Raw genomic sequence first — 20,248 nt, forward strand, 5'->3', positions numbered from 1 at the left:
CATCTTAACAATTGAACAATGAAATAATATATTTTATGATTACAATATTGCGTAATTAAATTGTTGCTACACTAGTAACCAGCAAAAAGCCATGCCATTCACAAAAAGCAAATACTTCCCACTCTTACTGGCGCTTGACTCCGGTTTGCTATTATGGTTAGGCTGGCCGGCATGGCCCACTGCTTTTTTACTGTTCTTTGCATTTGTATCAATTTTATTGCTTGATGAGCATTTTTCAAATTCAGACGTTAAAAAACCGGGATTCAAATTTTTTATATATACTTATATCGCCTTTTTGATATGGAACACCCTTACTACCTGGTGGGTCTGTTATTCTACGGTTGGCGGGGGGATTATTGCAATTATTGCTAATTCCTTTTTTATGTCTGTCCCTTTTCTGCTTTTTAGATTTACAAAAAAAGTAACAGGATTAAAATTGGGCTATCTCTCCTTCATTCTATACTGGTTGGGCTTTGAATACCTGCATTTAAACTGGGATCTCTCCTGGCCATGGCTTACCCTGGGAAATGGATTTGCCATGTTTCCTGAATGGGTACAATGGTACGAATACACAGGCGTTTTAGGCGGATCCCTGTGGCTCTTAATTGTTAATCTGTTGCTGTTCTTTGGCCTCCGCTCAATCATATTTGAAGAAAAATTTGAATGGAAAAAATTTATTATTCCTGTTCTTCTCATCATCATACCTGTTGTCTTCTCTTATTATAAACATGCGGTGTATGAAGAAAAGGGCGACCCGGTCAATATAGTGGTTGTGCAGCCGAATATTGACCCTTACAAGGAGAAATTTTCCGGCTCACCCCAGTTTATTCCTTATCAAAAACAGTTAGACCGCCTTATTACTTTGTCTGAAACCAAATTGGATTCAACGATCAATTATCTTGTATGGCCTGAAACTGCCATGCCAAGGGGCTATTGGGAATATGAGATAAACGATTACCCCATGATACAATCACTCATCGGTTTTTTGGGAAAATATCCAGACCTTACATTGATAACAGGAGCTGATACTTACACAGAATATGATTCTGAGCAAAACGCTTCGGAGACTGCCCGCTTTAAACCAGATTTGGGCTATTATGATGTATATAATACAGCTATGCAAATCAATCCCAAGGGAGAAATTTCTTTTTACCATAAATCTAAATTGGTACCGGGTGTTGAAAAAATGCCCTACCCTAAGTTTTTTAAATTTTTAGAGCCATTAGCTATTGATATGGGCGGAACCACCGGTAGCCTTGGAAAGCAAAAAGAAAGAACGGTATTTAAAAAATTCGAAGTCCGAAATTCGAAATCTCCCGATTTTGTCGGGACAGGCGAAATTGCAATAGCTCCGGCAATTTGCTACGAATCGATCTATGGGGAATTTATGACTGAATACGTTCTTAATGGTGCAAATTTCATATTTATAATCACCAATGACGGCTGGTGGAAAGATACCCCCGGTTACAAGCAGCATTTAAACTATGCAACACTCAGAGCCATTGAAACAAAAAGAAGTATTGCACGTTCGGCCAATACGGGAATTTCCTGCTTTATCAACCAGCAAGGAAACATCATGCAGGCAACAGGTTGGTGGGAACAGGCAGTTATTAAGGGGACAATTATTTCCAATGATAAAATGACATTTTACACCACCTATGGAGATTATATTGGAAGAATAGCTGCGTTTTTAGCTGTTGCAATATTTTTATCAGTTATTGTAAAATATTTAATCAGTAACAGACATTTTACTAAATAAAATTAATAATGAACTTAGATAAAATTTGCAAACAGGTTATTGATCTCACAAAGAAGGTAGGAACTTTCATCAGAGAGGAAGCCGCTGTTTTTGACCGGTCAAAAATTGAGTATAAGGGTTTCAATGACCTTGTGACCTGGGTGGATAAAGAAGCAGAAATAAAATTAATCAAAGGATTACAGCAAATCTTACCTGAAGCCGGATTTATCGCTGAAGAAGGAACCCAGAAGAGTAGCAGTAGCAGTGATGAACAAAGCACTCAATTCAACTGGATCGTTGATCCTTTAGACGGAACTACTAATTTTACACATAGTGTGCCGGTGTTTGCTATTAGTATTGCATTACAGGAGAACAGCCCCCATAGCCCTCCTTTAACTCCAAGCCCCTCTGAAAAGGAGAAACGGGGAATCGGAGAAACGGAGAAAAGGAAAACGAAGCGATTCACCGATTCACCCATTCACCCATTCACCGATTCTGTAAAGAATAGTGGCGGTGGGGATTTAGGGGGGGCTATTCTGCTTGGAGTGGTTTATGAAATTAACAGGGATGAGTGCTTCCACGCTTACAAAAACGGGGGTGCATTCTGCAATAATAAAAAAATCACAATTTCAGATACTGCTCAATTAAGCGAGAGCCTGTTGGCCACCGGTTTTCCTTATGCCGACTTTGAAAAAATGCCGGAATACCTGGAAATTCTTAAAACTTTCATGCAAAATTCGCATGGACTAAGACGTATGGGTTCGGCTGCGGTTGACCTGGCTTATGTAGCTTGTGGTATATTTGAAGGATTTTTTGAGTACAACCTCCATGCCTGGGATGTGGCTGCAGGCGCTTTGATCGTTGAAGAAGCAGGCGGCATTGTGACTGACTTTAGAGGCGGTAATGATTTTCTTTTTGGAAAAGAGATCATTGCTGCGGGGAAGATCCATCAGGAAATGCTGGAGGTGATTAGTGAGAATTGGAAAAAATAGTTGGCAGTTGGCAATAGGCAGTTGGCAATTATTGCAATATATCAGAAGAAGCAGAACTATTGCCAACTGTCAACTGCTTTACTGGCTGATCGCCACTTTATTCAAGAGAGCCGTAATAATATCATTGGTAGTTACCCCATCGGCTTCGGCCTCATAGTTCAAAATGATCCTGTGGTTAAGGATGTCAACTACCACCTCTTTTACATCTTCAGGCAGCACATAGTCTCTGCCGTTGAAGAAAGCAATAGCTTTAGAGGCAATATTAAGCCCTATGCTTGCCCTGGGTGATGCTCCAAACCGGATATAATGGGCAAACTCGTCTAATCCATAGTCGTTGGGATTCCTGGTGGCAAATACAAGCTCAATAATATATTTTTCAATGGATTCGGAGACTTTAACATTATTAATTTCATCCCTGATTGCAAATATTTCATTTTTCTTTAAAACGATTTTAACCTTTTCATCAAAATTCAGATCCGACATTCGTTTCATTATCTGTAATTCTGAACTTTTATCAGGATAATTCACAAAGATTTTCATCAAAAAACGGTCTATCTGCGCCTCAGGCAACGGGTAAGTACCTTCCTGCTCAATGGGATTCTGTGTGGCAAGCACCAAAAAAGGTCTGTCCAACGGGTAGGTCGTTTCACCAATTGTAACCTGCTTTTCCTGCATCGCTTCAAGCAATGCTGATTGTACCTTTGCAGGGGAACGGTTCACCTCATCGGCTAATATGATATTGGCAAAAACAGGCCCTTTCTTCACTTCAAAAGTTGCCTTTTTTTGATTATATATCATAGTACCTACCAGGTCTGATGGCAGCAGGTCAGGGGTGAACTGGATCCTGTGAAAATCAAGGTGAAGCACATCGGCAAGGGTTTTAATGGTGAGGGTTTTGGCAAGGCCCGGCACACCTTCCAGCAAAATGTGCCCGTTGGTAAACAAGCCCAGCAAAAGCCGGCTGACCATATATTGCTGGCCTACAATGATCTTGCTGATCTCTTCAAATACCTTTTTTACTTTTTGCAGGTGTGATGTTGCTTTTTTATTTACTTTGGCCTGAGGCGGCCCGGTCTTTTGCAGATATGTTTGTTCTGTTGATTGTTCTGTTACTAAGGTTGTTTCCATAAATGTTGTCATTTTTTTTCTCGTTTCAATTCTCTATATTCAGTTATCTGAGAGTATAAGAGAAGTGATACAAGTACCAGCCCTCCAAGGCCTAAAAGTATTGCTCCTATTATTTCGAACATGATATTACTCTTTTAGTTTTTTAAATAATTTCTTTATTTTAATATAACATCTATCTTTTTACTAATTATTTCGTCAATTTTCATCGCTTAGTATTTTTACAAAGTATCTGCCCAATCATTGTATTGTTCAAAAGCGGTTGGAGTAAAGCTGATATTTCTCATGGCAAATCATCAATGTTAATGGATATCAGATTACCTTTTTCTGCTTCTTTTAAAGACTTTTCCAGCATCTTACTGTTGGCTTCGCTGCTTAACAGGTATTCTGTTTCATCTTGCTCTACCTCTATGGTAATGGCTATTTTTTGGTCTTTATACAAAGTTTTCAGGGATTTTAAGAAATCCATTGTTAATTCATTAGCGCTTAAACGATATGTAGCATCCATAGTATGTTATTTTAATTATTCTTTAACAAAGTCAGAAGTCATTGGCAATATAATTTACAGCAAAGATACAATGAATTATTTGAAAAACTAATAACAAATCACAAATCAGCGATAGCATCGCTCAGAGCGATCCCATCACTTGTCAATTAATCAATTAATTATTAATCAACCCCGAATAATCCCGTATATGCGGGACACGGAGTAAACATTGAAAACCGGCTCAATAACCGTGTAAATAGCGTGTTGTGTAACTCTGTCTTTAAACTTTGGCGCTATTACACCTAAAATTATGATTAAGCTATGTATTTAATATCAATTCAGCGTCAACATTTAATTTTTGATGCAATGCCTTGGCGACATCTAAAGTCAACTTTCTTTTACCTTTCAGATACTCGCTAATTCGGGCGGTGCTTGTATTTAACAGCAAGGCGAGGTCTTTTTGCTTTAGTTTTCTTTGGTACATTCGCAGTTCGATCATTTCAATTAAATTTTGCGGGGTCATTGGATAATATTTTTCTTCATAACCAGCAATCAAATCAGAAAGTTTATCCAACTTGATAAAGCTTTTATCACTGGGGCTGGTGTCGTTACCTACAACTTTTAGTAATTCTTCCATTTGCTTTGTTGCTTTTTGGTAATCCGCTTTGTTTTTTATTGCTTTCATAAATAGATTTTTAATTAATAATTCAAATTTTCAATGTTTTTTTAACATTTATTCGGGTTATCCGGATAGGGCAAGGGAAATGGAATTATGAATTCAAATCAGACAAAATTTTTTGTATAGTTTCCTTAAGCGTAGTAATATGATTTTCACAAATATCAAAAATAATTTCGTAATCCAATTGGTCATAATGATGTGAAATTATATTTCTTAACTTCATAATATGTTGCCACTCAACTTGTTGATATTTATCTAGAAATGAAGAATTCTGCTTATGAATCTTTTTTAAGAGTTCTCCTATTATTTGTAATCTCATTGAAATAGAATCAAAGAGTTGTACACCTTCAGGTGTTGAAACAAAATCTAAAGGAGTGTTAATTGTCTCAAACCTGCTTTGAACAAGTAAAATTGCTTCCAAAATACTCTTAAAGTCCTCTTTATATAAAATATCATCAGACATAAGTCAATTCCTTTTCGATGGTTTTTAGAAATGATTCTTTAATATGGTTGCCTTTCCTTATAATATCTACTTTTGCATTAAATTGTTGTTCTAAAAATATATTTAAATCCATTAGCCATTCAAATCGTGGTTCGGCTAATTCTACAAAAATGTCAATATCACTTTCCGGGTTATTTTTATTTTTTGCGTATGAGCCAAATAACCCTATTCGAACTACTCCAAATTGTTTTTTAAAATATTGTTTGTTAAGTGCTAAAATCTGAATGATTTCTTTTTTCGAAAGATTTTTTTTCATGATGTGAATATGCGTTAAATTAAATGTTTTACAAATTTATGAAATTCCGGTTAAATGCATAATTTACATATTTTTAATCATAACATAAAAAATAAGCCCTTGTTCTTCTCCTGCCAGGATGTTTAATCGCGGCAAAGTACCAAACCCAGGCTTATTGGTTACATTCAGGTTTTTACTCCGTTAGAAAAAATTTTCTTACGTGGCAATCGCCTAAGTACAAAAAAATGTAGTATTAATGCTCTGTAAGCAATAAATTATCAATTTTACTTTTATACTTATCGGCATTACTTTCCGGAAAACCACAATAAAAGATAGTTCGTTTCTCTTTTTTTATAAATTTTCCAGTTACTTTACAGGGCTTTAAATGAATACACAACCACATTGCCGACCGGTTTACCCCGTTGGATATAGTTTTTTATTCATTCCGACATTCAGCGAAGATTATCCTACGGGGTGAATATGCCCGCCAAAAAATACCTTCCTTAAGAAGATGAATTGAATCTGTGTTTTTGCCCTCTAATGATAGTATGTCACTCACTTTCATATTTCTTTAAAAAAAAAAGACCGCTTCGCGGTATTGTCAAAAAAAACAAATAATCAAATAGTCAAATAGTCGGATCAGTCCTTGAGGCACCGAACACTGAACCCGTTCAACTTACCATTGGTATTGCGGTAGACTCCCGCATCACCAGAGTACAGATTGCGTCTCCATGCACTGGCTCCGCTCTCGGCAGATGACCACACGTACGTGCCCGTACCGCTACCTTAGAAGAACAGACCATCGGTATTGCGGTAGCCAGCTAAAAGAGCAACAAAACCTGAAATGCCGCATTTAACACCACCGAAGCAATCAGCAGCTGTTTTTAATTGATCTCCCTGGTCGGTTCCGCGCCAACATATCTCACCGGAACAACCTGTGCCGGGACACAAACCTGTCCCGCCTGAACACATACCAAGCGCCTCTTCCATCGTCATCCATTCAGCATCAGTAGGAATATGCCAACCCGTAGGGCAAATACCTTGCGCACCTTCTGTAGTAACATATTGCATCATTTCATCCCATTGGTATAGTCCGCCCCAAACGCTGCAATCCCCTTCAGTACCGGTGCTATTTACGCCTCCGTGGCAGTATTTTTCTATAACTGCATTATTGGTTTGGTTACCTGCGGGTGGTATCTGAGCGCCTACATTCAGGTTTTCAGCCATCCAGCATTGGGTGCCGATTTTTACAGTTTTATATGACTTCCCATCTCTATCATCTATAAATGAATTTCCGCAAGCGAACGATTGCTCCTTTATTAAGCTGCCCAAAAGAATATAATTTCCGCCACCTATAAACAGAGTATCACCGGATAATGAAAGCGTTTGCAATTCATTAGCCGGGTCGGCATCGGTAAGAATAACCGAGTTTCCGTTGCTGATATTTAAAGTGTCATTAGATAATGATAAGGTTTGCAGTTCATTTGTTGTATCAGCATCAACCTCTATAGTATGTACTCCAGCAAAAAAACCAAGTGAAGATACACCTGTTGAATCAAGCTGTGTATCAATAGTATGTGCTCCTGCAACAAAACCCAGAGAAGATACACCTGTAGAATCCAATTGTGTATCGGTGTTAATAGTATGAGCGCCTGCAACAAAACCTAAAGCGGTAACGCCTGTTGAATCCAATTGTGTATCGGTATCAATGGTGTGATTGTTCCAGTTGGTTGTATCTACTCCTGTAATGCCACCTGCTACTGATGAACCAAATACAGGGTCGGTTTCGGCTACAGGTGCAGGTATTGTTACAAAGCCGCCATTGGATAAATAAATAGTATCATTTGAGATTGAGATTGCCTGCAGCTCGTTTGTTGTGTCTGCATCGGCATCATTTACATTGTCATTGGTAACGTTTTCTGCATGCAGGGCATAAGGTACTGAAAGCAGTTGAGAAGTGCCCATAAACTGGTAACCGGTTCCGCCTGTTGGGTCCATTTCTATTTTGACGAAATATATATCAGCGCCCCAATCAATTGTTGAGAATGTGCCTGATACAATGGCGCCTGTGCCAATCTCAAGGCTGAATAACCCGAACTGGTTTGTAGTATCTGCATGTGTCTCGCTGTAAACTACTGTACCTGCAGGGGTTGTTTGAAGAATACTGATCTTCAATCCAATGTTTTGATTGGGTAGTACGTTACCCGTATTATCTCTCGCTATTGCCTGATATTTGAAGGCTTGGGGAGACTGAGCGAACGTTCCTAACGCTCCGAGCGTTAGGAACGCTGCTACTGCGAATGTTAAAGTTAATTTTTTCATAATAATTTTTGTTTTGTTAACCCCGTAGGATAATGCCGTTAAGCAATGGTGAACTGGAATAAAGTAAATATCCAACGGGGTTAACCCCTCAACTGACGGATTGGTGGTTAATTTTAGAAATTGTTAATTGATTTTTTGAATTTTATATGAATTGATTAGTTGTTCTTTTTCGTTGGTTATTCTTAAAAAATAACTGCCTGGGGCATATTCTCTCATATTGAGTTGATAGGTAATAACAGTACCGGCAATTTTTTCATTTGTTAATATTTTTCCGGTTATGTCCATTAATTCAATTTTCAGGTTTGAGTTATCAACGTCACCGTTAATGTTAATCTGTAAGGTATTGCTAACAGGATTAGGAAAAACTGACATGTTGAAACCCAAATCCGGGTTTTCTTTTATGCTTGTTATATCATAATTTGTCTGGTGAAAACCCTGTGTGATGATATTATTGGTATTTGAGACAGTTTCAATTACCGGCTCGCCAATTGTCCAGCTTAACTGTGCATTGGTTCCTGTGTAATGGTCGCCTGAAGTGGCATAAACTTCGGGTACAACGGATTGGCTTATACCTGTAAAATAGAATAGTATGCCTGACAGAATTAATAATATTTTTCTCATGGTCTTATATTTTTGAGGTTGAATTCAACAAGATATAAAAAATACAAAATTGAGTCCACTCCGAAAAGTCCCTCAACTAATTAATTTGCAAGTATACAATAAATAACTAAAAATCTTCTTCTCCCCCTAAAAAATCTTAAAAGAATTATTTTATGTACATTTGTAAAAAATAAAAAAATCATGAGTATAGCGATTATTCAACTTGACAGGTCAAAAGTTGCTGCATTGAAAAAATATTCGCGGATGTTGGAAGCAAAAATCCGTATTTTACGGGATGAAGATGATTTGGGAGAAAATCTAATGATAAAACTCATTGAAGAAGGATTGGGAAGCGGAATAGTGCCGGAAGAAACAATAAAAAGTGACTTTAAGAAATATGGAGTTGATCTATAGAGATTCATTCAGGCGTGATTACAAGAAAATAGAACTTGTACGTGTGAAATCAGAAATCCACTTCAAGAAAAATCTTTAAAAATGTACGATTTTATCCCGTTTTATATATAACCCGCACATTACCTTCGGAAATTTCAGATGGAATATGGGAGGGAATTTCCGAAGTTTTCTTACAGCAGAACTGCGGGACAACCTTCGGAAATCCATTACCCCCGCAGGCCAGATGATATTTCCGAAGGTTTCCAACATCTAACACCTGCCCCGACAAAGTCGGGGTCAAACATCTAATGTAGCAACAATTTAATTTTGCAACATTAATTAGTAATAATATATTTTATGATTACAATATTGCGTAATTAAATTGTTGCTACACTAACATCCATTTTCCATCTAAATATACTCATCAAATCTCGAGATCAGCCTTTCAAGTGGATTCAAAGATCCTGCCAGTGTCATATTCATGATCAGCTTAAATATTGGCACACCTCCTGCGTAATCTTCAACATAGGGTTCAATGGAAATATTTAAAAATTCAAAAATAAAAAGGATGGTTGCAAATGTGAGGATCGTACCAACACGGCTTTTAGTTTTTGTTTTGTTAATATAGAAAGTAATGGCAATAAGAACGGTAAAAAAGAGGATCTCTGAGGCATAATACCAACCTGTTTTCCAAAAGGGGGGGCTAATGATAAAAGAAAACCTTGTTGGATTCAGGTTCCAGAATCCATCGCTATTGCACGCTTTTACTTTGAAAGTATAGTTGCCAGATTCAAGATTTGTATAAGTAGCAAAAGTTACAGAAGTAAACTCTGACCACTTTTTATCAAAACCTTCCAGCTTGTATTGATATTTTATTTTTTCAGGGATTTTGTAATGGATACCGATATAATCAAAAGAAAGATGATTTTTATCGTAAGGAAGCCTGAGGTTCTTGGGCAGTCCGTTTTTCCTGTCAAGAGAATCGCACCAGACAGAAAAATCTGTCTCCGTCCCAAATAACCGGATGTTTGTTATGTGCGTACGCGGTACTGTTATGCTGACCCGGTCCTCTTTCGGATCATATTTCACCGCACCTTCAAGCGTGCCGAACCATAAATTTCCTTTACTGTCTTTGAAAACCGCATTGGCATTGGTTTCCATAGGTGTAAAACCCTCCAGATATCCATAATATTGAAATCCAACAGTTTCACCGCTGTCATTTTGGATAAGTTTTTCAATTCCTTTTTCATGCCCTACCCATATATTGCCCTCATTATCCATGGTCATCAGCCAGATCGCGTTTGATTTCAGGCCATCTTTTTTGGTGTAATTTTTAAAAGAAGAAGCAGCCTCCTCTAAATCCCCAGCCCCCCTAAATCCCCCCAAAGGGGGGACTTTGCCATCCCCTTTCCCTTTGGGCAATTGGGGCGGGAAGTCCCCCCTTTGGGGGGATTTAGGGGGGCTGGTGGTGGGGCTGGTAGGGGGAGGGATTAGTTTTGATAAACCGCCTTTGGTTCCAAACCAAAGATTACCATACCGGTCTTCCAGAATAGGCCAAACATAATTGTAAGCAAGTCCTTGTTCGGTTGTAAAGTTCTTGATTGTATATGAAGGTTCTTTGCTTTCATTAAAGATAAATTCAGACAGTCCTCCCCGCGTACCCACCCATATATTACCATATCTATCTTCGTATATTGTAAGAACCTCGTTATGTATAAGTCCGTCTTGAGTAGTGAAATTTTTCAAAGGCTTGCCCTGTGATCCCGAGTACTCGGGATTATTTAACAGGGCTTGTTCAGGGTGAAGCGGGGAATACGCTCCCTGTTCAATATTTTTGTAAGCAAGTTTAGTAACACCCCCATCAGTACCAAACCATATATTGCCATGCCTGTCTTCCAGCAAAGCATTTACCGGCTCACTATTAATTCCCAGCTCAGTGTTATAATTTTGGATTCTATAATAAAATTGCTGACCGGCTCCGGATTCTTCATCCCAATTGGCATGGGGATTGGGAATAAGCTTTGAAATTCCATCGTGATGAGTACCAATCCAGATATTACCATTTTTATCTTCCAGCATAGACATGATGCCCTTATCACCACCTAAAACTTCTATTGTTATTGTTTGAAAGCCTGTTTGATGATGTTCGAACAAAGAAATTTTACCGGCAGTTGATCTTTGCAAAGTATTGTTTATAACAAGCTTTGAAAGTCCGGCATCAGTGCCAATCCAGATATTACCATGTTGATCCTCATTGATACAAAAAATAGTGTTGTCCACAAGACCTTGCTGCGTAGAATATTGCTCAAAATACCTGCCTCCAAATATCGTGACTCCTCCATCATCAGTCCCGATCCAAATATTGCCGTTGTTGTCCTCTAATATTGATCTGATATTGTCATCTATGAGCCCATGCCTGGTTGTAAAGTTTTCAAAAGTAGGTGATTCCTGCGGACCCTTGTTATATCCGGAAATAATTTTAGAAAGTCCCTGGTTAGTGCCAAACCACCTATTTCCGTATTGATCTTCTACAATACACCTTACTACATTATTAGTAAGGCCGTCTGTGGTGGAGTAATGTGTAAAGTTATTGTCATTTTGTGCCTTAGGTTCAAATTTAGTAATACCCGAGCCATGTGAACCAAACCATATGTTACCGTCATGATCTTCCAGAATTGACCAAATGGTGCCAATATAATTATACCCTGGCTGATTAGAGAAGTTTTCAAAAAACAGCCCCCCTAAATCCCCCCGAAGGGGGGACTTCCCACCCCCATTGCCCAAAGGGAAAGGGGATGGCAAAGTCCCCCCTTCGGGGGGATTTAGGGGGGCTGTTAAGGGGGCTTCTCCTCCATCTTTAACATCTCTAAAAGCAGATCTGCATACCCCTCTATCTGTGCCGATCCAAATATTGCCGTTGCTGTCTTCCAATAAAGCTCTTACAGAGTTATCATTCAAACCATGATCTGTTGTGAAGTTATTAAAAGTATGATCAGTCCCGTAAAGGGCAAGTATAGAGATACCACCATCAGTGCCAACCCACAGAAAACCATTTTGATCTTCCAATATGGCTCTGACTGCATTATCTATTAATCCCTGCTCTGCAGTATAATTTTCAAAGGTTTTCCCATTAAATTTAGAGATACCACCTCGCTGCGTACCAAACCAAATATTCCCTTCGTGGTCGCCTGTAATACATTTAATATGATTATAGGGCAATCCATCTTCAGTAGTATAGGTTTTGAAATTCATACCATCAAACTTTGAAACTCCGGACTGCGTTGCAAACCATAAATAGCCCTTGCTGTCCTGATAAATGTCGTTAACAGAAGATTGTGCCAACCCGTCTTTTATGCTATAATTCCGGAAGGGGAGTTTTTGAGCAAAAATATTTTGAAAAAATAATATCAAAATTATTGTTAATAATGGGAATTTTGATATTAGATATTGCCCCGCCAGAGGCGGGGTCACCTGCAGGGTAAGATATAGTACCTCGATTTTATCGGGGCAGGTAACAAATATTTTCATTTTTGATAGTGTAAACAAAAAAGCCCCGCTATCTTTTCGGAGCATTTTAATTAGTAAATCACCAAATGATTTGGTACCCGGGGCGGGACTTGAACCCGCACGGACTTTACAGCCCACAGGATTTTAAGTCCTGCGTGTCTACCAATTCCACCACCCGGGCAATGTTTATTTGGTGATTTGGTATATATGGAGATTTAGTGATTTGGGGAATTGTCAATTACTGATTTTATGATAAATCACAAAATGAATATTGAGCGAGAAACGGGATTCGAACCCGCGACCCCGACCTTGGCAAGGTCGTGCTCTACCAGCTGAGCTATTCTCGCTTATTGTTACACCGGTGCAAATATACGAATTAATACTAAGTAATACTAATGAAAACCGGCATCCAACTGCTTTTATATTGTCTATTTCTTTATTCGTATATTTGTATCGTTTAATTTTTTTTTCTATTTCAAATTTATTATAATTGCAAAATTTAAAATTCCCAAACAAAAATGATTCAAGTACCGAATTCATTGGTCATTGTATTTTGTGCTTTGGTGACCTGTTATCTGACCTATAGATATATAACCATATTCGTTGTAGTGGGTTCATTGATAATTTTATTTATTTCAAAGTTCTTTTTATACGTCTCGAATTTCTTTATGTACATTGCAAAATTTCTTTCGATGATATCAAAAGGACTTGTGTGTGATTCATTGATCATTTTATTACTTGCAGGATTTATATTTGCCCATTCACTGATGTTTATGTATATAGCAGAGATTTTCCTCTATTTTACAGAAAAACTATTGACGTTTTCAGAGATTTCTTCGTAACACAGATAATTACTAACCAATCAACATACCACCAGCCTGTATTATTAAGAGAAAGCATTGATGGTCTGGAAGTAAAACCGGACGGCATTTACGTTGATCTTACTTTTGGGGGAGGAGGGCATTCACAGGAAATATTAAAACGATTGAAAAGGGGACGTCTGTTTGCCTTTGATCAGGATGCAGATGCTACGAAAAATAGTGAGAAACTTTTCAAAAGCGATATTGCTGCCATTGATAATTTCTTTATATTTGTGCATGCTAACTTTAGGTACCTAAGGCGCTTTTTGAATTATCATGGCGTAGAAAAAGTCGATGGTATCTTGGCTGACCTCGGGGTTTCTTCATACCAGATTGATACCGCTGAACGTGGGTTTTCTACAAGATTTGACGGGATGCTTGACATGCGGATGGATAGATCAGGGAAAATGGGAGATGGAAGATGGAAGAGTGAAGTTACGGCAGAGAAAATTGTAAATGAATATCCTGTAGAAAGATTACATAAGATTTTTGGCATGTATGGTGAGATCAGAAATGCAAAAACATTAGCGGAAATAATAATTAAAGAAAGGCATAATAAACCCATTAAAACAACAGCAGACTTAAAAAATGCAACCAGTTCGTGCATTAGGAAAGGTAAAGAGCATAAATACTTAGCCCAGGTTTTCCAGGCGCTTCGCATAGAAGTAAATGACGAGTTAACTGCCTTAAAAGAAATGTTGGTACAAGCTCCCAGTGTGTTAAAAAAAGGGGGTAAAATTGCAATTACTTCCTACCATTCGCTGGAAGACAGGTTGGTTAAAAATTTCTTTAAAAAAGGAAAGTTTTATGGAGAGGCAGACAAAGATATTTATGGTAATGAAAATGTGCCTTTTAGCCCGATAAATAAAAAACCTATCATCCCATCTGAGGATGAAGTAAAAAATAATAACAGGGCAAGAAGTGCGAAGCTAAGGATAGCTGTGAGGTTGTAAAAGGGAGGGAAAAATTAGTTATTGGTTTATTGGTTGTTAGTTACCCCGCACATAAATTTATTAATTTGATATAAATTATTTTTTCACTTTATTATAAATTTATGTGCGGGGTTATAGTTAATCGGTTATTGGTTTTGGTTGATTGGTTTTTAGTTATAAGTTATGGCACATTTAAACAATTGACAATTATGAAAAAAAGATATTTAACCTTTTTTTTAATTCTATCTTCTTTATCGGTCTATTCACAACAATCAGCCTTAGATTATTTCAACAGCGGCTTTTTAAAATACCTGACAGGAGATAAAATGGGAGCTATAGGGGATTATGTAAAAGCAATTAAATTGAATCCGGATTATGTAATTGGACATATTGATGTCAACAAGTTAACGATGAATGTGAAGGGAGAAGATGAAAACAACCAGGATAAAAATAAGGTGAAAAAGTCAAGCCCTGATTTTGCTGAGACTTATTTTTCCAGAGGTATTGAAAAGGGGGAAGACCACAAAGGAGCAATACATGAATTTAATAAAGCTATTTCTTTAAAGCCCAATTTTACCGAGGCTTATTATTACAAGGGATATCATGAAGGTAGTACCGGGCATCACAAAAAAGCAATTGATGACTTTAGTAAGGCAATAGCTTTAAACCCTGATTTGACAGATGCTTATTATAACAGGGGAATTGCTAAAATAAAATTGAACGATCAAAAAGGCGCCATGAAAGATATTAATAAGGCTATTGCTTTAAACCCTGATTTTTCCGAGACATATTTTAAAAGAGGTATTTCTAAAGATAAATCAAAAGATAAAAGAGGAGCGATAATAGATTACAGTAGAGCCATAAAATTAAATCCTGATTTTGCTGATGCTTATTTTAACAGAGGAATTGAAAAGATTAACATGGAACGGCATGAATATTACAAGGCAGCAATATACGATTTCAACAAAGCTATTTCATTAAAACCTGATTTTCCTGAAGCTTATTATTACAGGGGAGTAGCTAAAAATAAATTGAAGGATAACAAAGGTGCAGTAGAGGATTACAGTAAAGCCATAGAGTTAAAATCTCGTTACAGTGACGCTTATTTTAACAGAGCTCATACCAAAGACAATCTACATGATTACAAAGGATCAATAAACGATTACAATGAAGTGATCAAATTTAACCCTGATATGGCTGAGGCTTATTATTACAGAGGTGTTGCTAATGGAAAAATAAAAGATAAAAAAGGAGCATTGGAAGACTATAATAAGGCAATAAAAATAAATATTGATTTTGAAAAAGCTTATTATCACAGAGGGTTGTTGAAAATGTTATCAGGTGAAAAAGAAAATGCTTGTGTGGATTGGAGAAGGGCAGGGGAGTTGGGTTACAAGCATGCCTATGTGCTTATTAAAGAATATTGTAAGTAAATATGGATAAATCAAACACATTTAAGCGGAATTCGGGGAAAAAAAGCCGAAGTATTTTTCGTCTTATTGAAATTTATTTAAGAGTGGGTATGTTTGACCAAGGGCTGCCTGTGAAATATATTCCATATCTGATATATATAATTACCATCGGAATTTTTTATATATGGAACACTCATTTTTCTGAAAAAACGATAAGGGAATTAGATAAAATAACTTCAGAAGTTGAAGATCTGAGGGCTAACTATACTACCTTAAAAGCGGATTATATGTTTAAAAGTAAGCAATCAGAAGTAGCAAAGAGAGTTGCCAGGCTGGGATTGTATGAAAGTTCTGAGCCGCCATTTAAAATTGTTGTAAAGAAAAGATAATTTATAGTGAAAATTTTTCAACAACGCTGGGGCAGGCAAAACAAAGACCTGTCTGATCATTATGCAGTGGAGGCGGTGATTGCCTGGTGATTATGAATTTTTTCTTTTAAATTCTTTACTAATGCTCAAAGAAACAGCATAACTACTCGCCAGTTGCTTATCATTATAATATTGATAAACAGGTATATCAACCAACACAGATAATATCCAGTCTTTACCAAAAGAATAGCTTAACTGGGGCACAATAAATACTTTTTGCGAACCTGATTGGATAACCTTTTCCCTTTCATTATCTATCTGGATACCAAAACCAGTACTTGACCGGGTGTCTCTTTCTCTTATTTCACTTCTGATTGCGGTAATTATATTCCATCCCGGTGAAAGGCTGTAAGAAGTAAAAAAGGAAGTTGCATACAGGTTACCATATTTATACGTTTCAGGATTCTGTCGTTTAAATTCTATTCTGTTGTTGATAAAAAAACGCAAATGCTTTTCTACATAACCTTTATAAAGAAACAGGATGTGGATAAAATCTGTTGAGCCGGTTGTGGGCTGTAAATCTCTTGGCAATATTGCTCCATTATTTGATTGTGTATAAGAACCGATTGCAAATTTAATTCCAACACCTGAAGTAATTTCTAGTTGTTTTTCTAAATTCCGGTAAAAATTTACCTTAAATCCCAATGTAACATCTGTTAAACCTTTTCCGATTTGTTGGTTAGGGATTATATTTTCTACATAGTTCTGTGTTTTGTTAATAAAATACCCGGTTTCAATTTCTGTGGTTATTTTCTCTGCTATTCCAAATGCTAAACTTATACCTGTATAATTGTAATTGCCGTTCTTTATGGATTGAGATTCTGCCGGTTTGCTGCCTTCAAAATACCTACCTGAATAGCCGTATTTATAATAAAGAAAGATTTTTGTGCTTTGTTTATCTAAAACCCCAAGTGCGCTTGTCCCACCAATGGGGGTTCCGGGCGAGCAGCATTGGGCAGTTAAATCAGTTGGCAGTCCCGATAAAATTAATAAAAACAAGAAACAGGGTTTGCAAATTTTAATCATTTATAAAAAGTAACTAAATTCTTAAATCTTGACACTTTTTGGCAAAATATTTAGTTTTTGGTTGTTAGTTTTTGGTTATGGTTTGATAGTTTATGGTTATAGTTTTTTAGTTTGTTGGTCGTGCCATGAGTCCGGCATTAGCAAACTATTGAACCAATGAACTAAAACTAATAACCAAATAACTAAAACTAATAACCAAAAACCATGAACTAAATTTTTGGTTCTGGCTACGCCAGCTTAGGGTACTATGATTTTATGAATGATCTTATTGTTAGGATTATTGGGGTTGTCATCCACTATAAATACAGCTATATAAAGACCTTTTGGAATCGTATTGAAAGATAAATCATAACTTTGATAACGGCTTGCATTGTTTTTTTCTATAAATCGATTAGTGACTATTTTATGCCCTGAAATTGAATACAATTCAAAGCTTATTTTTTTTGCATTAGGATTGACTAACCAGTCGATGTTAAGGGTAATTGTTTTGTCCCTGAGAGGATTAAGGGCTATTTTTACGATCCTGACAACTTCCGGGGTTTTTGCTAAAAAAGAGCTGATAGCAGACCAATTGCTGGTATTTCCGTTAGTGTAGTAAATTCTTGTAATCCAGTAATACCATGTATTTTCGAGATTATATTCTATTGCAGTAGTATCGTTTACTTTTTTTTGGCGGGTATCTCCTGTACAACCTACAAAGCATAAAGAATTAGTGGTAATCACATATTCATAAGCTATGGCAGAATCTACCGATGCCCATTTAATAATAAAAGAGCCTGCAACTGGCCCTGGAACCCCATCTTTACCATCAGGCGGCTCTAAATGGATTTGCGCAAAGGAGAATGAAAATCCTCCAACAGAGACTAATAATATTGATACTATGTGTTTAAGGTATATTGACACAGGATTTTTATTTTATGAGCAACAATCTTTATTCCCGCTTTCCTGAACGGGCGGGCATGCAACCGACCCGTAAGAACAATATACGCAGCAATCATTATTGATTGGTTTTAGTACAACTTTGCACTTTTCACATTCATAAAAATACTGACATGCATCTGTAGGCATGTTTTCTTCTTTTTTATGTCCGCATTCCGGGCAGGTGATTGTTGATTTTAATGTTAGTTCCATTTTTATTTTGGTTAATAATTATTGGTTTTCTATCATTTTATAATCGGTTATTTTATAACCTGTTTCATTAATGGCTGCAATTACTTTATCAATGTCTGTTTTTGACTTGTCAAACTTTACGGTTGCTTTGCTTTTCTCGTAGTCGGCAGTAGCCTCAATGTAGCCGGGGAGTTGTGCCATAGCATGTTTGACATGTTCTTCACAGCCGGTGCAGGTCATCCCGGATATTTCAAAATTTGCCTGCAGGATATTGTTTGATTCTACAATAATTACATTGGCTTTGGTTTCTGGGTAAAATATGTGTGCGTAGTAAGGGAATGTCAACATAATTGCTGCAAAAATGGTCACAATGCCCAGAAACTTTTTGGATTGTAAGAAGGATGGCTTTTCATCTTCATCGCAATCGCAATCTATTTCTGCTTTTTTCGGCTTTAGCTTTTGATACCAGGCAAAACCCAGCACTAAAACAGTGATACCTATTAAATAGGGCCTTGCAGGTTCAAGCCAGGAAAAAGTTGCAGCGAATCCGCTGCTTCCTGCAATTAATGCTAAAACAGGTGTAATACAGCATAGTGAGGCAGTTACGGCAGTCAGGAGCCCTGCTCCTATAAAGCCCTTTGAAGAATTTGGTGTTTTCATATCGTTTGTATTTTTAGATTTTGTTGGTTAATATGTTTGAAAAACGGTTTCAGGATATTCAGGTTTTCTTCTCCAATCGAATAATAAATTGTTTGACCTGCTCTGCGGGACTCAATGATGTTAGCGTCTTTCAACTTTCTAAGATGTTGAGAAATTGCCGGAACGGTCATTCGGAGAATATCGGCAATGTCGCAAGGACAAAGTTCGTTTTCTTCTTCCATCAGGAATAAAATTTTCAGCCGCACATCACTACCCGCTAATGAAAGAATATTGGCAAGTTGTGAAAATGTTTTTTCATTTAAAGTAACTTTCTTCCTGCATTCTTTGATTTGAACCGGGTCGGCATACACGCGAATACAGATTTCTTTTGACATAATTTAGTATGTTTGATGATAGGTTACAAACTGTACAACGGACAAAGATAATAAAAGTTTCATTATTTAAGCAAATACTTAATAAAGTTATTAACATTTTATTGCCTGATTGTATTAATTTAGTTGTCTTAATTCAAATAAAAATGCCTGAAATTTGCCGGTTTTATGGAATTGTTATTCAAATAAAATAATCAGAACTATGATGTATTTTGTAGAAAAAATCGTTGATGCACAGCCCTATCAATTAACCTTAAAGTTCAATACAGGGGAAACATTGAAAATTAATCTGGAAGAAAAATTAAAAAAATGGGCGAAATCACCTAACAGTGTATATAAATCATTGTTAGACCCGGAGTATTTTAAAAGTGTAAAATTACAAACTGAATGGGAAACCATTTATTGGGATAATGGTATTGATTTTTGTCCTGATGTGTTGTATTCCTGGGGAAATACCAATTTAAAAGATGATGGTTAAATGATTGAGTCCACTCTAAAAAGTCTTTTTTGCCATCCCGAGTACTCGGGATGGGATTTAGTGCTTTGGTGTTTTAGTGGCATTTTTATTTTTTGGACTTATTAGAGTGGACTCATATATCCAACCATAAAACCATATAGCCATTTTAATTTTTCTCTTTTTCTTCCATTTTTCACCTGCTTGTATTATTATTGTACCCTAAAACCATTTTAAATATTTTTAACTACTTCAATTATCGCTAACCGTCCCGAATTTGGGAGCAAAACTTTAAGAAATGAAAACAAAAAATCTACTACTTGCAGCGCTTTGTTTTTTTCAATGCGCAATCTTTAATCCGCAATGCTCTATGCCATACACCCAATGGCTGCAAACCAACGGTCCTTATGGCGGA

General features: G+C 36.9%; 20 protein-coding genes and 2 tRNA genes. 7 read left to right on the forward strand and 15 right to left on the reverse strand.

Going from position 1 to position 20,248, the window contains the following annotated elements:
• Positions 1-91 precede the first annotated feature (91 nt).
• Together lnt and FVQ77_14300 are read left to right on the forward strand one after the other, a co-directional pair.
• Positions 92-1,759 carry an apolipoprotein N-acyltransferase gene (gene lnt, locus FVQ77_14295; GenBank protein ID MBW8051479.1) on the forward strand — a complete coding sequence of 556 codons (1,668 nt, stop codon included), beginning with the start codon at positions 92-94 and terminating at the stop codon, positions 1,757-1,759.
• Positions 1,760-2,031: 272 nt separating this feature from the next.
• Positions 2,032-2,730, forward strand: a complete 699-nt coding sequence (locus FVQ77_14300) for an inositol monophosphatase (protein MBW8051480.1) — start codon at positions 2,032-2,034, stop codon at positions 2,728-2,730.
• A gap of 78 nt (positions 2,731-2,808) precedes the next feature.
• Here the strand turns inward: FVQ77_14300 and FVQ77_14305 are convergent, their stop codons facing one another.
• The 7 genes from FVQ77_14305 to FVQ77_14335 form a co-directional block, all read right to left on the reverse strand.
• Positions 2,809-3,858 carry a MoxR family ATPase gene (locus FVQ77_14305; protein MBW8051481.1) on the reverse strand — a complete coding sequence of 350 codons (1,050 nt, stop codon included), beginning with the start codon at positions 3,856-3,858 and terminating at the stop codon, positions 2,809-2,811.
• A 280-nt stretch (positions 3,859-4,138) separates the two neighbouring features.
• Entirely contained in the window at positions 4,139-4,363 is a 225-nt protein-coding gene (locus FVQ77_14310) for a hypothetical protein (protein ID MBW8051482.1), read from the reverse strand.
• 298 nt (positions 4,364-4,661) lie between these two features.
• Positions 4,662-5,027, reverse strand: a complete 366-nt coding sequence (locus tag FVQ77_14315; protein MBW8051483.1) for a helix-turn-helix domain-containing protein — start codon at positions 5,025-5,027, stop codon at positions 4,662-4,664.
• Between the two features lie 85 nt (positions 5,028-5,112).
• Complete coding sequence (locus FVQ77_14320) at positions 5,113-5,484, reverse strand: DUF86 domain-containing protein (protein ID MBW8051484.1); 372 nt, start codon at positions 5,482-5,484, stop codon at positions 5,113-5,115.
• Positions 5,477-5,779: a toxin-antitoxin system toxin subunit gene (locus FVQ77_14325; protein ID MBW8051485.1), complete on the reverse strand. Its 303-nt coding sequence runs from the start codon at positions 5,777-5,779 to the stop codon at positions 5,477-5,479. Before FVQ77_14325 ends, FVQ77_14320 begins: the two co-directional genes overlap by 8 nt.
• Before the next feature lie 765 nt (positions 5,780-6,544).
• Positions 6,545-8,080: a hypothetical protein gene (locus FVQ77_14330; GenBank protein ID MBW8051486.1), complete on the reverse strand. Its 1,536-nt coding sequence runs from the start codon at positions 8,078-8,080 to the stop codon at positions 6,545-6,547.
• A gap of 123 nt (positions 8,081-8,203) precedes the next feature.
• Positions 8,204-8,701, reverse strand: a complete 498-nt coding sequence (locus FVQ77_14335) for a T9SS type A sorting domain-containing protein (protein MBW8051487.1) — start codon at positions 8,699-8,701, stop codon at positions 8,204-8,206.
• Between the two features lie 180 nt (positions 8,702-8,881).
• On the opposite strand from FVQ77_14335, the gene FVQ77_14340 reads away from it, so the two are divergent.
• Positions 8,882-9,094 carry a hypothetical protein gene (locus tag FVQ77_14340; GenBank protein MBW8051488.1) on the forward strand — a complete coding sequence of 71 codons (213 nt, stop codon included), beginning with the start codon at positions 8,882-8,884 and terminating at the stop codon, positions 9,092-9,094.
• Positions 9,095-9,484: 390 nt separating this feature from the next.
• On the opposite strand, the gene FVQ77_14345 is transcribed toward FVQ77_14340, so the two are convergent.
• The 3 genes from FVQ77_14345 to FVQ77_14355 all read right to left on the reverse strand — a co-directional run bounded on the left by FVQ77_14345 (position 9,485) and on the right by FVQ77_14355 (position 12,927).
• Entirely contained in the window at positions 9,485-12,646 is a 3,162-nt protein-coding gene (locus FVQ77_14345) for a hypothetical protein (GenBank protein MBW8051489.1), read from the reverse strand.
• A 26-nt stretch (positions 12,647-12,672) separates the two neighbouring features.
• Positions 12,673-12,761, reverse strand: a tRNA-Leu gene (locus tag FVQ77_14350).
• Between the two features lie 93 nt (positions 12,762-12,854).
• Positions 12,855-12,927: transfer RNA gene (locus FVQ77_14355), tRNA-Gly, on the reverse strand.
• Between the two features lie 503 nt (positions 12,928-13,430).
• Here FVQ77_14355 and rsmH point away from each other — a divergent pair.
• From rsmH to FVQ77_14370, 3 genes are all read left to right on the forward strand, one after another.
• Positions 13,431-14,393: a 16S rRNA (cytosine(1402)-N(4))-methyltransferase RsmH gene (gene rsmH / locus FVQ77_14360; GenBank protein ID MBW8051490.1), complete on the forward strand. Its 963-nt coding sequence runs from the start codon at positions 13,431-13,433 to the stop codon at positions 14,391-14,393.
• Positions 14,394-14,494: 101 nt separating this feature from the next.
• The gene (locus FVQ77_14365) at positions 14,495-15,805 is read left to right on the forward strand and encodes a tetratricopeptide repeat protein (GenBank protein MBW8051491.1); all 1,311 of its coding nucleotides are present in this window, start codon (positions 14,495-14,497) and stop codon (positions 15,803-15,805) included.
• Positions 15,806-15,807: 2 nt separating this feature from the next.
• Positions 15,808-16,173, forward strand: a complete 366-nt coding sequence (locus FVQ77_14370) for a hypothetical protein (GenBank protein ID MBW8051492.1) — start codon at positions 15,808-15,810, stop codon at positions 16,171-16,173.
• A gap of 90 nt (positions 16,174-16,263) precedes the next feature.
• Here FVQ77_14370 and FVQ77_14375 read toward each other — a convergent pair whose 3' ends face one another.
• The 5 genes from FVQ77_14375 to FVQ77_14395 all read right to left on the reverse strand — a co-directional run bounded on the left by FVQ77_14375 (position 16,264) and on the right by FVQ77_14395 (position 19,385).
• Complete coding sequence (locus tag FVQ77_14375) at positions 16,264-17,211, reverse strand: transporter (protein MBW8051493.1); 948 nt, start codon at positions 17,209-17,211, stop codon at positions 16,264-16,266.
• Positions 17,212-17,475: 264 nt separating this feature from the next.
• Positions 17,476-18,141 carry a hypothetical protein gene (locus FVQ77_14380; protein ID MBW8051494.1) on the reverse strand — a complete coding sequence of 222 codons (666 nt, stop codon included), beginning with the start codon at positions 18,139-18,141 and terminating at the stop codon, positions 17,476-17,478.
• A 12-nt stretch (positions 18,142-18,153) separates the two neighbouring features.
• Positions 18,154-18,369, reverse strand: coding sequence for a hypothetical protein (locus tag FVQ77_14385; protein ID MBW8051495.1), 216 nt, complete (start codon positions 18,367-18,369; stop codon positions 18,154-18,156).
• 18 nt (positions 18,370-18,387) lie between these two features.
• Positions 18,388-19,008, reverse strand: a complete 621-nt coding sequence (merTP, locus tag FVQ77_14390; protein MBW8051496.1) for a mercuric transport protein MerTP — start codon at positions 19,006-19,008, stop codon at positions 18,388-18,390.
• Positions 19,005-19,385, reverse strand: a complete 381-nt coding sequence (locus FVQ77_14395; GenBank protein MBW8051497.1) for a winged helix-turn-helix transcriptional regulator — start codon at positions 19,383-19,385, stop codon at positions 19,005-19,007. Before FVQ77_14395 ends, merTP begins: the two co-directional genes overlap by 4 nt.
• A 196-nt stretch (positions 19,386-19,581) precedes the next feature.
• On the opposite strand from FVQ77_14395, the gene FVQ77_14400 reads away from it, so the two are divergent.
• Positions 19,582-19,857, forward strand: coding sequence for a DUF2442 domain-containing protein (locus FVQ77_14400; GenBank protein ID MBW8051498.1), 276 nt, complete (start codon positions 19,582-19,584; stop codon positions 19,855-19,857).
• The last annotated feature ends 391 nt before the right edge of the window (positions 19,858-20,248 follow it).

It is taken from the genome of Cytophagales bacterium (genome assembly GCA_019456305.1).
Taxonomy (GTDB): Bacteria; Bacteroidota; Bacteroidia; order Cytophagales; family VRUD01; genus VRUD01.